Below are 14,207 nucleotides of genomic sequence, written 5' to 3' on the forward strand. Positions count from 1 at the left end.
GGGTATCAACCACGTTGTACGGGCGGAACTCCTTCTGCAGCTGCAACTTCGAAACTGGAGCCCAACGGAATCACTGCACCGCGCGCTACTATCTCCAGCCCCCGACAGACTGATGAGCGACAACATAGCAGGTGAAACTATTTGTCTGGAAGTGTCTATCTGCCCGGAATCCTTCTGGGTTTCTGTTACCAGAGGTACGGGAGTTGAAGGTCGAGGACCTGGGTGTGATGTAACGATCCGGGGCCGCGCCGAAGATGTAGTCCACGACGTAGGCGGGAGCGGTAGAGGAGGACGGATGCGCGCTTGAGGGGGCGCCCACGGGGGTGTTGTCGTATCCGCTATCTATGGTGGTCAGCGATCGCTTCGTGTCAGGAACGGAGCATCGCACGAGTGGGGTGGTTGTGGATTCGAGGGAGAACGATCCCGAGCTGAAGGATCGTGTCCAGCGCCTGCTGACCTTCTTGTCCGAGCTCGTCAAGGCCCGAAGTGCCCCTGTTCGAATTCTGGACAAGCACCGCGGAGCCTTCTCGCTGGAAGACGGGAATCTCGCAATCGCGTTGAGCGTGGACGCGGCCGCGGGTGACGTCGTTCTCAAGGCACGGCGTGTTCACCTCGAGGAGCCACCACGGCCGCCCAAGCGGATCGAAGAGTGGGTGCGCGGCGATATCGGCGACTCGAGCGCTGAGCCCACCCTTGCTTCCGACGCCGCCTACTCCGACGACTTCGGAAACTGGCTGAACAAGTGGCGAGCTTGGGCCGCAGTGGATCGGGAGCGCCGTCCTGCCTGGCGGCTGTACGCGTTCCTCCAGCGCGCGATGCTGGAACTCGAAGCCCAGCCGGAGTCGCTCGAACTCGTAGTTGCATCGGGCCTACTCCAACTGTCGGCCAGCGTCGTCGGCGAGCACGTCCGTACGCATCTGATCACCCAGTCGACTCGCGTCGAGCGGGACTCGTCGTCGGGCGACTTGCTGGTTCGCCTCGATCCGGAGTCCGGGCCTGCGCTCGAAGACACACAGCTGCTCACCGGGATCTCGGTCTTCGACTCCTCCGGCACCCGTACCCTGCACGAATCTCTGGCTGCTCGTGTGAGCTCGCCGGTAGATCCTGCGGCCACGGTATTTCTGAAGGACTGGGCGGACCGGGCGCTCACCACGCGCATCGAGGTCGTGGAACGGGCGGACGAAGCGGAATCGCCGGACCGTGTGCTCACGCCGTCCCCCTCGCTGGTTTTGCGCAAGCGGGGTGCGTATGCGCTGATCGAGTACTACGACCGTATGACTGCTGCAGCGTCGGATGAAGCGACACCCGTGCCGTTGGGCCTGGCGCAACTGGTTGAGGCGATCGAGCCCAAGGACCGAGTCGAATGGCTCGATCGATCCGGATCCTCCACGTCGGCTCTGCTGGCGGATGACCCACTGTTCCCGCTACCTGCGAATCAGGAACAGCGCGACATCATCGATCGACTCGCAGGCGACAGTGGTGTGGTGGTGGAAGGGCCACCCGGTACCGGCAAAACTCACACGATTGCCAACCTCGTATCGGCTTTGCTTGCACGAGGCCAACGCGTATTGGTGACCAGTGAGAAGGCGCAGGCGCTGCGGGTGCTCCGCGACAAGCTGCCGGTCGAACTCCAGGAACTGTGCGTCTCTGTGACCGACGCGACACAGGGTGGCTCCACGGAACTCAACTGCAGTGTCAGTGAGATCGCCACGCGTAAAGCACAGTTCGACCCTCGTCGGACTGCGGCTCGGATCGAGGAGGTGGCGCACCAGCGAGATGCCGCACTGAGTCGCCGGGCAATTCTGACCGAGCGGATCCGGCAGGCCCGTTCATCGGAGACCCTCGAGCACACCGATGTCGCTCCGGGCTATGCAGGAAAACCCGCAGAGATCGTCCGGACGGTTATGGCACAGAGAGCCAACCACGACTGGCTGCGGGGTCCTCTCAATACAGATACGCCGCCGCTCATCCGGGACGAGTTCCAGACACTTCTTGCTCTCGTGGAACGGTCCAGGCCCGGACGGGCGGACCGTCGGAGGCAGCATTTCCCGGACCTGGATCTGCCGACTCTCTCCGATCTCGAACTGGCCTGCGACGCCGTTCACCGTGCACCCGGCCTGGACGGCACCACTTCCTCGGGGCTGCTTCAGATGCTGGCCGGCGCCGACTCCGACGTGCTCGAACGGATTCGGGAACAGTGTGAACATCTGCAGCGGGCACTGGTCGACGTCGACGGGCTCGAGCCGGGCTTTCAGAATCTTGCTGATGCAGTGTTGTCCGGTCGAAGCGACTACCTCTGGGACAAGACCGCACATATCCGCGAACTGGTGACCACCGCGTACAACGCGGACATGTACCTCGGTACGACAACTGTCGTCGACACTCCCGTCGTCGGGCGAGCTGCGATGCACGTGTACGACGCGCTCGCCAAGGCACTCGAGGGCGGCGAGGTATGGCGAGGCGGACTCGGCAGATTCCGCAGATGCAACGAGCAGACTGCAGTGGAGGCGCTGGGCGGTATCGCCACTGTCGACGGCGTCCAAGCAACTACTGCGCAGCTGGCCCGAGCGGTTGCGGAACACTTGCGCGCGCTCGAAGCTCTCCAGTCCGTCACGCTGATCCTCCGCGATCTGGGTGTCGATATCGAGACTGCGGGATCTCGCAGTCAGATGATCGGTGAAGCAGCACGAGCAGCGCGGGCGCGCGACCTGGTGGAAAATCTCGCAGCGCGCACCCGGGAAGTGGAGCTTGCGGTGCAGCAGGCCAATCCCGGCGCACCGCGTATCGCGAGCCTGGACCAAGCCCGGTCCGTAGCGACTGCGGCGCAGGCGATTGCTGCAGCCGGTTATGCGGAGGCGAATCGATCCTGGCTGACGGAGGTTGCGTCTCGTGTTCGCGCCAGGATGACCCACGGGGTTCCGCCGGAAGGTCTTCTTCTGGTTCGGGCGCTCGAGTCCGCCGAGTTCGGCAGGATACGTATTGCGATCGACTCCTGGGAATCGGCGGTACGAGAATCCCAGGAAGAGCTCCACCTCGAATCGCTGCAGACACGGCTGGCGGATGCAGCACCGGCGTTGGCGCATGCGATCGCCGAGACCCCGTCCTCTGCCGAGTGGTCGGTACGTCTGTTCCATATCGATGAGGCCTGGCCGTGGCGTCGCGCGTACGACTGGGTACAGCAGAACTCAGCCGCCGCGGACGACCATCACCTCGAGCGCGAACTCGACGCCACCGAGAAGGACATCGCCCAGCTCACTGCACAGTTGGCTGCCGAACGGGCGTGGAAGGCGTGCCTCGAGCGAACGACCGCCGCGCAGGTCCAAGCGTTGCAGACTTACCGCGACCACGTGGCGAGCATCGGCAAGGGGACCGGCAAGTACGCCGAGCGATTCCGGGCCGGTGCGCGCGAAGCGATGCAGGTTGCGCAAGAGGCGGTTCCGGCATGGGTGATGCCGCTGCAGCAGGTGCTGTCGTCGATTCCTGTGAAACAGAACTCTTTCGACGTCGTCATCGTCGACGAGGCGAGCCAGGCGGACATCAGTAGCTTGTTCCTGCTGTGGCTTGCTCCTCGCGTGATCGTGGTAGGCGACGACAAGCAGTGTGCGCCGAGCGATGTATCGTCCGGTGCTCTCGAAGGGGTGTTCACCCGACTCGACTCCTATTTGCCCGATCTCCCGAAGTACTTGCGCGACAGCTTCACACCTCGGTCGAGTGTCTTCTCGCTGCTTCGCTCGAGGTTCGGCACTGTCATCCGGTTGCGCGAACACTTCCGGTGTATGCCCGAGATCATCAACTGGTCGAGTGGGCAGTTCTATGCCGATGCGCCGCTGGTTCCCGTGCGGCAGTTCGGAGCCGACCGTTTACCGCCCCTGCGGACCACCTACGTCGAGGGCGGGTTCGTCACGGGACGGAATGCAACGCTTGCCAACAGGGTCGAAGCTCGAGCCATCGCCGACACGATCCAACGGTGCCTGTCCGACAAAGCATACGAAGGCAAGACCTTCGGAGTGGTCGTGCTGCAAGGTCAGGCGCAGGTCGACGTCATCACCAACGAGCTGCTTGATCGGTTGACTCCAGATCAATGGGAAGAGCGCCGACTTCGTGTGGGGACTCCGCCGGACTTTCAGGGCGACGAACGTCACGTGGTGTTCCTGTCGATGGTCGTGGCGCCGGAGCAGAACATCTCGGCGATGACGAAGACCGAGTACCAGCGACGATTCAATGTCGCTGCCTCGCGCGCCCAGGACCAGATGTGGCTGTTCCACTCGCGCGCCGTCGACTCGCTTCGTTCGACCGACCTACGGCACTCACTGCTCACCTACATGCAGTCGACATCGCCCGCGCCGGCGGCGCCGATGCCGCACGGAGTGGGTCGCGACGAACGGCACGAGGCATTCGACAGCCTCTTCGAACAGCGAGTGTTCCTCGACATCGTGGCGCGTGGATACCACGTGAATCCGCAGGTGGAAGCAAACGGGCGGCGTATCGACCTCGTTATCACCGGTGCAGCCGGCAAGCTTGCTGTGGAGTGCGACGGCGACCATTGGCATTCCAGCCCGGAACAACAGCGCGCCGACCTCGAGCGGGAACGAGAACTACAGCGTTGCGGATGGAAGTTCTGGCGCATTCGCGAGTCGGAGTACTACCTCGATCCGGTGGGGTCGATGCGGAGTCTGTGGGAAGAGCTGGACAGACGCGGTATCAGGCCGCATGTCGTCGGAGTGTCCGACGTCGCAACTGCTCCGGCAGAGACATGGGCTCCGGTCGAGCTCGTGGACGACGATTCACCGGTCGACGACGTCGTAGACCCTGCGGAGCAGCCGGTCATCGAGCCGGTGCCGTCCGTGGTCGAGCTCGATCCGAGCCCGGGAGCCGAGACGGGTCTGGAAGAGGAGCCGGCCCCTGCACGGGATATCCCGGTCGTGGTCGAAGGCCCGCCCGTACAGGAGGCCGAGACGCCGCCAATCGCGACGTCGTCGCAGACGCTGGTGGAGGCAGAGGATCTGCCGGCCAGCGAGAATCCAACGCGCGTACTCCGGGACACGTTGGTCGACGAGCTGCGGAGTGAGTCGCTGCCGGTACGCACACTCGCTCTACGTCTCGACAAGGACTGGAAGGACATCCAATCCGAGCTCGATCGCCTTCAGCTCGACGGCTTTGTCGAGGAAATCAGTGAGTTCGGCAAGCTGACCCACTACCGCTTGATCGGCGACGATTCTCGAGAACAAGCTGAAGCAGCTGTTGAACCGCGAGTCGACGTCGAGGTCATCGTGCCCACTGGGCTCGTGTCGCCTGAATCGGATTCCTCCGGCGAGCCCGAGATGGTGGGTGGCTGGCAGGTGATGCCGTCGGAGGCTGTGGAGTCGCTTTCTCCAAGCCTCGGCTCGCGCATCATCGAACGACTGTCGTTGGGTCCGGTATCCCTCGCAGATCTCGAGTATCGATTGAACGATCCGAGAGATCGCATCGAAGCGGCGATAGGCGAGCTGATCGCCCAGGGCCGGGTGACATGGATGCCTGAACGAGGGCCTCGTGTATACGGGTTGGCAGATGAGGTATCGCCGCAGATAGAGGTCGAGTTCCCGATGCCGGCGACAGTGCGTGAGGTCGTCACCCTAGCCGACCTACCGTCGGCGCATGTCGATTCTGTTGCCGAAGTACTCGTAACGGCTGCCGGGATTGCCGCGTTGTCGCTACAGCGGGCGAAGAAGCTCACCAGGCTTGAGGACGAGCACGTCCTTAGCATTCTCGCGAGTCTGGAATCAGAGGGAAGGTTGCTGAGGAATTCCGATGCCGCAGATGTGACGTGGACAAAGGTGGGACGATGACCACGGTTACTCTGGCTGGTCCGCCGCTACGTGCTTGGCAACGCGAAGCATTCGACGCGTGGGTGGCCGCCGATCGTAGCGCCGTCGTGGAGGCCGTCACTGGCACGGGGAAGACGACCCTCGGGATCGCGGCCGCCGCTGATGCAGTAGCGCGCGGCATGAACGTGTTGGTCGTGGTACCGGGCATCGAACTGCTGGACCAATGGCATCGAGCCATTCGACGCGCACTCCCGGATACCCCTATCGGCCGTCGCGGTGGCGGATACGCAGACACCTTCCGCGGCAAGCGAATTCTGGTGAGTACCGTGCAGTCGGCAATCAGTAGATCGGCTCCGAAGGCACTCGGACCAACTCTGCTTGTGGCAGACGAAGTCCACCGGTACGGAGCGCTGACTTTCTCGCGACTCCTGACCGAGTCCTTTGCGGAGAGGATCGGCCTCACCGCGACCTTCGAACGGTCGGACGATGGCGTCGAGCGGCACTTGCTGCCGTACTTCCGCACGATCATCAACGGTTGTGACTACGAACGAGGCCACGCCGACGGAATCCTCGCGCCGGTGCGCGTCATGCTCGTTGCTGTTCCATTCGACGAAATCGAGGCGGCCGAGTACCAGGAGTTCGACGAGCTGGCACGCACGCTCCGTGGCGACCTCATCAACAAGTTCGGGTGTGCGGATGAGTCGTTCGGAGAGTTCATGCGCGACGTCCGATTGCTCAGCGGAGGGGAGAGTGCCGAGGGTTCGACGTGGGCAGCTCGAAAGTATCTGTACGCCTTCTCGAAGCGCCGAATGTTGCTAGCCGAGTGCCGCGGGAAACTGGAAGCGCTCCGCGGTCTCGGTGCCGTGCTCGAGGAGACCGGACAGGCACTCACCTTCTCGGAGACGAAGGGCTCATCGCGTGCTGCCGCAGAGGTACTTCTGGAAGAAGGCGTGCTTGCTGCACCGTTCACGAGCGACCTGAAGCGCTCGGATCGAGCGCGGTTGCTCACGGAGTTCGAGAATGGCACGATTACCACTCTCGTTGCCCCTAAGGTTCTCGACGAAGGCGTCGACGTGCCCGAAGCCGATATCGGAATCATTCTGGCGAGCAGTAAGAGTCGTCGGCAGATGATTCAGCGGATGGGTCGTGTCATCAGGCCGAAATCCGACGGTCGACCGGCTTCGTTCCTGGTGATGTTCGCGCAGAACACTTCTGAGGATCCACAGAACGGAGCTCACGGCACCTTCCTCGAACAGCTCACCGGTATCGCATCGGAAGTAGTCACCGTGTCCCCGGGCGCTCCACGAACTGACTCGACGATTGCCGGAGAACTCGGGGATCAAAGCCTTGCAGAACGCGGTGAAAGGAACACCGCTCCAACATCTCGGTACTCAACGTCTCGGCACACTGTGGGAAGCAGTCATGTCGGAGGCGCTGCCCGAGGTGGAGGCACCTCGTGTGCGGACGGCACCTGATCCCGACATGCGTCCTGCCGCGCCGAGCCGGAACGAACGAACTTCTCGTCCCATGACACGACTCTGGAACAAGTGGGGCAATTTGGAGTCGGCTCCGGCTCGGACCTCGAGGAGGGAGAAAGAAGAAGACGTCGCGGACGAAGGCGCCGATGACCACGCCTCGGTGGCTCCGGTGTGCGCGCAGAACCCGAAGCCGGACAAGTCACTACCCGCGCGCCGAATCACTGCGCTTAGCGGCAAGAAGATTCGTGTCCATCTCGATTGTGATGGGCATCCTGCCAAGGCGCTGTTCGATCCTGACACCGGATCGATGGAGATCACGGTGGCTCCGGTACTGTCCGTATTGGGAGCGATTTACCCGAGCCCCGACCTCGCAGCCAAGGCGGTTATCTCGGCGCTGAGAATCGGAGAGGACGGCCCTTTCGACGGGTTCGAGCTATGGAAAATCGACGATACTTCCGGGCGGAGCTTGAAAGAAGTTCGGGTAACTGTCGAGCCTTAGAAGAGCTGCCGGGCTTTCGTGTCGGGGAATCGTCCAAGTGAGGTAAGTCATGAGTTTCGACGATGCACTGAACTACGGGCATACTATTCCCAGCAGTTCGCTTGGCGATTGATCTTTCTGATATGGGCGTAGCTCCTGAATTCCCGGCTCGACCACCGATTCAGGCAGGATGAAGCGAGCGCTGTCCCAGCGGGAAAGCGCACTGTGGTCTCGAGGAGCTGCTTCTTCGATGTAGCTCTTCGAAACCACTCCAATGCTGTCCACCTTGAGGTCGTTATCAAGCCGAACGACGACCAAACGCCAGGTGGGGTCCCGCTTCATTACCTCGAACTCGTGTCGGGAAAGAAAGATTCGCACACTGCCGCGGCGATTGGTTGACTTTACCTCGATATGAAGTTCCATTCCCCCTGTGGAGACAGCCATGTCGTAACCGTGGCCATCGGACCACTCCGATACGTGCTCGATACGAGTGTGCGTGGTGGAACGAAGGAGCTTCGCCAGTTCTCGTTCGCCTGCGGCGCCGATGCGTTCGCGCTCTTCCGTATCAACCTTTTGCGCCAAGGATGAGATTCTTGCATAGGCATGTGGTAGATCGAGCTGCAGTGCTTCCGCCGCTCGGATCGCCTCATCGGGAAGATCCTCGGGTGTTGGAACGAGATCGACGAGATCTCGGAACCAAAGCGTCTCGCCATTCGAAATCGCAGCATCGAACAGATGCTGGGCCGCCTCGGACGGGGTACAGCTTCGCTGAAGCAGATCGAGCTCCCGGGCCCACTCAAGTGCCTGTTCGTACTGAGTGGGAGTGATGTCGGAGAATCCCGAATGGGATACGAACATGACCCTGCTCCGGGCGATCCCCATCATTGGAACGTACTTCATCCATCTCAGGGCCGCCCGGAGTACGGGGTCAGGAGGGATCGCCATTGAGGTGGCCGATCAACGCCGCAAGATCGCGTGCGTCCATCTCCGACCCGACGGCTGGCTCCTCTTCGAGGTCCGCTAGCTGCTGAACGGTTGGGTCATCCAGAATCTGCCCCATGAAGAGGAGCTTGTCCGTGAGACGCTGCTCGATCACATCGTCGATCGTCTTCTCGGCAGACAGAACCGTGATGCGAGTTTCGGTTCCCTCGGGAAGCCCGAGGCGATGGATGCGGTCGAGACTCTGGAGAAACCGGCCGGCTGCGAAATCCCTATCCACGTACACAGCGTCGTGGCAGTGATGGTGAAGGCTGATTCCTTCTCCGAGTGTTGCGGGATTGGATATCAGCACCATGCAGCTGGGGTCGTTTCGAAAACGGCTGATTTCGGTCTCGCGGTCCTTTGTCCCTCCATGAACAACGGCTGGAGAAAATGCGGATAACATCCGCTCCAAAGTGTTGATGCTGCGGATGAATGTGGACCAGATGAGCGTCTTCCGTCCGAGTCGTGCATTCTCGGAGACAATCGAAAGCACTTCCTGATACTTCGGCGACAATTCGTAGGCTGGCAGGTCCTGCATCAGCTCGTACAAGTGCGCGTTCTTGGGGACCTGCAGCGAAGGAACCCGAGCTTCGATGGGGTCGTGCCGGGTGGCACCCACTGCTAGCAGAGCAGGGGTTGTAGCGGCCATCATCAGGTAGATGAGTACGCGACCGAGAGCCTCGAAATCGGATTCGCGACCTGAAGCTCGAGCGGAGAAGTGGCCCACCAGTGCGTCATAGATTTCCCGGTGAAGCCCAGGCAGCGAGATAGGCCTGATCGTCAGGCGAACGGGCGGAAGGCCGAGTTCGGCCTTGGTGGTACGCGTAAAGAGAGGTCTGAGAACGGCACTGGCCTTGGCGAGGTCGCCCCCGCCTACCGCCTGCGTAACCCGTCTGCGCCCGTAGCCCGGCCATACGAATCCGAAGAGGTTCTCCAGGTCCTTCACGCCGTTCGGCGCAGGTGTTCCGGTGAGGATCAGTCTGTGGCGTGCCCGGGGCCCCAATGCAAGGCATGCCGAGCCGTAAACACCGTCAGCGCCTAGCTTCATCCGGTGGGCTTCATCGAGAATTATCATCGAGGGCCGAGCTGTCAGCCACTTACTGAGCTCGTTGACTGCAGCACCCAGCCGTTCGTAATTGATGATTATGGCCTCGGCTGAAGGATCTATTCCCTGCCCGTAAACCTGCATGACCAGCGGTGCCTGCAAACACTGTGAGTTTTCGCCTTGCCACGCCTCATAGCAGGATTTCGGGCCCACAATCAAGAGGCGTTCGATCCCGTTCGTATTTCGTAAAGCCTGGAATACTGCGAGGCCGACACGCGTCTTTCCGGCGCCTGGAACCGAGAAATTCGCGCCATGCTTGAGTGCAAGAAGCTTCTCGATATCGCGGCGCTGGAACTTGGTGAGATCACCGACCCAGTCCGATCCCAGCACGGAATCGATATCGAGTTCTGGGAGTTCTGAAACCTCCTGCGTAAGCTGGGTATCCACTGCGTGAGAGTCGGTAACGGAGTCGGTGGCGAGCGCGGCGAGCTGTGGGTCCCACTCGACGGATTCATCTGGCCACTTGGTCAGGGCCTCGAGGTTCGTCAGCAGCTCATCGATCTCCACCTCTAGAGTGGAGGGAGTCCTCTGGACTGCCGTGCTGAAGCTGACCGAGAGTTTGCGAAGTGAGTCCTCGAACCCAGGAGCCGTACGCAAGTGAGCTTGGGTAGCGGTGTCGCCGAAAAGGATCTGAAGGCTGGGCATATCGGGTGAGGTCATGATTCCCGGGTGCAGTTGAGGAGCCACTGCACGCCCTCGCCCGGAGTCTTGAATGTCCGTCCGGCCTGCAGGGCCAGCTGGTTCAAGCTGTCTCGGAGAGAAAGCAGGGCTTCATCGAACGATTCCTCATCGAGCGCATTCTTGGCTTTGGCGCCTGCAAATTCGCGGACGCTTTGCTGAATGTGGTCCGTGGCATCGAAGATTCGCTCCGGTACTGCGACCTGACGCTTCTGAAGCTGTGCGTTTGTTCCCGCAAGCTTGGCTGCTGTGTCAAAAGCTTTCTTCGCATCTGCGAGAGTCGAAACAGCCGCCTTGAGGTCCTGAGGCGTTGTAGTCGAATCGCCGGATTCCAGGACGGCCTTCGCGCGTAGGAGGGCATCGGTCAGCGCGCGAACCTTCTTGACACCTAGTTCTGCATCAGGGACCGCTACTCCGGACAGACCGGGAATCGTCACTGCAGCTGGCTTCTTATCTACTTTCGGCTCGAGCTCTTGAGGAAGGCGCCCTTCCAGGAAGCGATCATGGAAATCCTGTTCAACAAGCCTCAGTGTGGTTTTAGGCATGTTGAGAATGACCATCTGGAGCCGAGACTCTTTGAGGCGTTGTGCTCCGGCTGGATCAGTCTTAGCGAGTTTCTCATAGTCTCTTTGAAGCTCGCGAAGCTTCTCCTGATGGTCTTCAAAGTCGATCAGTCGAAGCGAGGTTTTCCCATCCTCGGACCGGCTGCGTTCGATTGCTTCGTTGATCAACTGGAATACCCAGCGATCCTTCTTGAGTGTGGCCACCTTTATGTTGAATGCGGCCGCAATCATCTCCTGATTGATGCCATTGGCGAGCTGTTCGTCGATGGCGATCAGGCGATTGATATACGAGTACTCGCGCCGTTTGTCGCGACGCAGCTGCAGCGCGAGTTCGACAGCGTGAATATCACTCCAGGAGGTGTCGTCAGGGAGTACGGCAACCTGGATAATGGGCTGCCCCAGCTCGCGCAAAGCTGCGCACCGGGTATTTCCATCGACCAGGATCCCATCAGGGGTAATAATTCCAGGTTCCAACTGCCCGAACTGTCGAAGTTCGTCGACAAGTGCGGTGAACTCCGGGTCGATCTGGTTGGGATTCGACGGCTTCGAAGCGAGGAGTGAGCGGAGGTAGGTCTGCGCGTCTTCGCTCCAGGGGTGCTCCTCCAACGTCTTGTTCCGTTCCGGGTCCAGCGTGCGCTGTGCGCGGATGCGGTGGGTGTCGGGGTTGAAGTACAGCATCCCCACCGGCATGGAGATCACATTCAGGTACCGCTTCTCGTTCCGCCAGTCCACAGTCACCTTGGCGCCGTCCTCCTGACGGGCCACTGCGAGTCTCTCCGCAACCATCTTGCGGATCTCGGCTCCGTTCGGGGGGATGCCAAACTTCGAGGCCATCGGAAACCTTTCGGATCGCGGACGATATCTTGGACATCATTGCAGGACTAGCCGATGGCCTCGATAGGGCGTACCGGACAGAGGAGGATCGGGTGCCACTTCCACGATGGGACGACCCGGCGAGCAAGCACGGGACCATGGTGCGCGGTGCGCTTTGGCTGCTGCAGGAGGTCGGGGAAGGGAATGCCTTTACGAAGGAGCAGCTTCGGGAAGCCTTCCCCGGGGTAGCCCAGGTCGACCGCCGGATCCGTGATCTGCGTGACTACGGATGGAAGATTCTGACCAGTGCTCAGGACGCCAGCCTCACTGCTGAGGACCAGCGGTTTGTGTCCGCGGGTGTACCTGTCTGGGACCGTGCTGCACGCGTGGCGGCAGCGAAGAAGGCCATCCCGGCCAAGGAGAGGCACGCTGTCCTCGAACGCGACGGATTCCAGTGCACTACTTGTGGTATTGCTGGTGGCGAGGTGTACGCCGATGCTCCGGGACAGGTCGCTGTGCTGTCCGTGGCGAAACGGTCGACCCTGACCCTGTCGGGTGACAGCGACGAGCTGCTGGTGACCGTATGTAGCCGGTGCGCCTCTGGAAGCAGCGGCGAGGTCGCGAGTGCCGACGAGGTCCTATCCGAGTATCAGGACCTCGATGACGAGGACCGTGCGAGGTTCAGCCGGTGGGTCGCGCGGGGGCGACGGGGGCAGACCCCGCTCGAACGAGCATGGACTGCTTACCGGCGGCTGCCGGCCGATGCTCGCGACGAAGTTCGTGCGGAGATCATGCAGGACACACAGGGCTGAGCGGCTGAAACAACTGGTGTCGTAGTCCGCCTCTAGACTCGTCCACGACGATCGGCCGGACCGCGTGGAACATCTTCGCGAGTACGGCACTCCGGTCGCGCCATACGGGGGCGTTCTGGGCACGGACACACCCGCGAAGTTTGCTCGTGCCGGTTTCGATGGAGGTAGGCGGATGTCCGGATCAGTTCACGCTACGGGGCTGGAGGTGGTGGAGGTCTGCGCGGGTGCCGGTGGGCAATCGCTTGGCCTCGAACATGCCGGATTTTCCCATCGCCTGGCGGTTGAGCTCGACCCGCAGGCTGCTGCAACATTGCGTCACAATATCCGGCATTACGTTGACGATCCGAAAAAAGTGGTCCGTGAAGGGGATGTGGCCGATCGCCGGGTCCTGGATCCGGCTAGCCATATAGGCATCGATCTTCTGGCTGGTGGCGTCCCCTGTCCTCCATTCAGTATCGCTGGGAAGCAGCTCGGAGCGAATGACGAGCGGGATCTCTTTGCTTGGTCTGTCGAGTTGTGTGGCCGCATGCGTCCAAAGGCTCTCTTGCTCGAGAACGTTCGCGGGCTGAGCGGAAATCGATTTTCCGCATATCGGCAGCATGTACTCGATCGCCTTCGTGATCTGGGGTATATCGGCGAATGGAGACTGCTGCATGCGGCGGATTTCGGGGTCTCGCAATTGCGGCCACGATTTGTGCTGGTTGCATTGCAGTCAGAGTATGCAGAATATTTCAGGTGGCCTGAGCCTCTGACGGACGCTCCTCCTACAGTTGGGGAACTGCTCCGGGACCTGATGGGGTCGAACGGATGGGAGCCTTCCGAGGTTGATTCGTGGGTGAACAAGGCGAACGGAATTGCACCAACCATCGTTGGAGGATCCAAGAAGCACGGGGGAGCAGATCTGGGTCCGACTCGAGCAAAACGGGCATGGGCCGAGCTCGGAGTGGATGCGATGGGGGTGGCTGACGAAGCACCACCAGCAGGGTGGACGGCCCCGCCCGGCAAACCCGGTCCCAAGCTGACCACTGAAATGGTGGCCCGTATCCAGGGGTGGATGGGTGAATTTTCGGACTGGGAGTTCCTGGGCCGGAAAACGTCGGTGTACCGCCAGATTGGAAACGCATTCCCTCCACCCGTTGCGAAGGCCCTCGGGGATTCGATCAGGGAGGCGCTCCTCAAATCGGGTCCTCGGCGTGAGCTGATCGAAGAAGTCAATGCAGGACACGACCCCGTCTACGCGATCTTGCGGGGCAGCGTCCAGCCCCTGACTTTGGAACAGATCTCGAAACGGCTTTCCGCTGACGGAGTTCGAATCGAATTTCCAGAGCTCGAGCGTCGCATTGTGAATCTTTCCAGGGATTTCGAAATCTCCACCGTCGAGCGTGCTACAGGGAGTCTCGCCTTTACATTGGGGGAGTTCAAGGCGTTCATCGGGCAGGAGACGCACGTGCGTCACGAATTATTCGCTTCGAATAGATCCAGAATTAGTTAG

Annotated in this window: 8 protein-coding genes; 5 read left to right on the forward strand and 3 right to left on the reverse strand. The window is 61.1% G+C overall.

What is annotated here, in order from left to right; genetic code table 11:
- Positions 1 to 344: 344 nt before the first annotated feature.
- From ACWDTS_RS10215 to ACWDTS_RS10225, 3 genes are read left to right on the forward strand one after another with little or no spacing between them, the layout of a single operon-like run.
- On the forward strand, positions 345 to 5,828 hold the full coding sequence (locus ACWDTS_RS10215; RefSeq protein WP_450118105.1) for an AAA domain-containing protein: 5,484 nt from the start codon (positions 345 to 347) through the stop codon (positions 5,826 to 5,828).
- Entirely contained in the window at positions 5,825 to 7,282 is a 1,458-nt protein-coding gene (locus ACWDTS_RS10220) for a DEAD/DEAH box helicase family protein (protein WP_450118084.1), read from the forward strand. Before ACWDTS_RS10215 ends, ACWDTS_RS10220 begins: the two co-directional genes overlap by 4 nt.
- 52 nt (positions 7,283 to 7,334) lie before the next feature.
- Complete coding sequence (locus ACWDTS_RS10225) at positions 7,335 to 7,784, forward strand: hypothetical protein (protein ID WP_450118085.1); 450 nt, start codon at positions 7,335 to 7,337, stop codon at positions 7,782 to 7,784.
- Between the two features lie 72 nt (positions 7,785 to 7,856).
- Here ACWDTS_RS10225 and ACWDTS_RS10230 read toward each other — a convergent pair whose 3' ends face one another.
- The 3 genes from ACWDTS_RS10230 to ACWDTS_RS10240 all read right to left on the reverse strand — a co-directional run bounded on the left by ACWDTS_RS10230 (position 7,857) and on the right by ACWDTS_RS10240 (position 11,924).
- The gene (locus ACWDTS_RS10230; protein ID WP_450118086.1) at positions 7,857 to 8,621 is read right to left on the reverse strand and encodes a protein NO VEIN domain-containing protein; all 765 of its coding nucleotides are present in this window, start codon (positions 8,619 to 8,621) and stop codon (positions 7,857 to 7,859) included.
- A gap of 70 nt (positions 8,622 to 8,691) precedes the next feature.
- Positions 8,692 to 10,356: a DEAD/DEAH box helicase gene (locus ACWDTS_RS10235; protein ID WP_450118087.1), complete on the reverse strand. Its 1,665-nt coding sequence runs from the start codon at positions 10,354 to 10,356 to the stop codon at positions 8,692 to 8,694.
- A 149-nt stretch (positions 10,357 to 10,505) separates the two neighbouring features.
- Complete coding sequence (locus ACWDTS_RS10240) at positions 10,506 to 11,924, reverse strand: hypothetical protein (protein ID WP_450118088.1); 1,419 nt, start codon at positions 11,922 to 11,924, stop codon at positions 10,506 to 10,508.
- A gap of 92 nt (positions 11,925 to 12,016) precedes the next feature.
- On the opposite strand from ACWDTS_RS10240, the gene ACWDTS_RS10245 reads away from it, so the two are divergent.
- Positions 12,017 to 12,715 carry a hypothetical protein gene (locus ACWDTS_RS10245; RefSeq protein WP_450118089.1) on the forward strand — a complete coding sequence of 233 codons (699 nt, stop codon included), beginning with the start codon at positions 12,017 to 12,019 and terminating at the stop codon, positions 12,713 to 12,715.
- A gap of 172 nt (positions 12,716 to 12,887) precedes the next feature.
- Positions 12,888 to 14,207 carry a DNA cytosine methyltransferase gene (locus ACWDTS_RS10250; RefSeq protein ID WP_450118090.1) on the forward strand — a complete coding sequence of 440 codons (1,320 nt, stop codon included), beginning with the start codon at positions 12,888 to 12,890 and terminating at the stop codon, positions 14,205 to 14,207.

Source organism: Rhodococcus sp. NPDC003383, assembly GCF_053589115.1.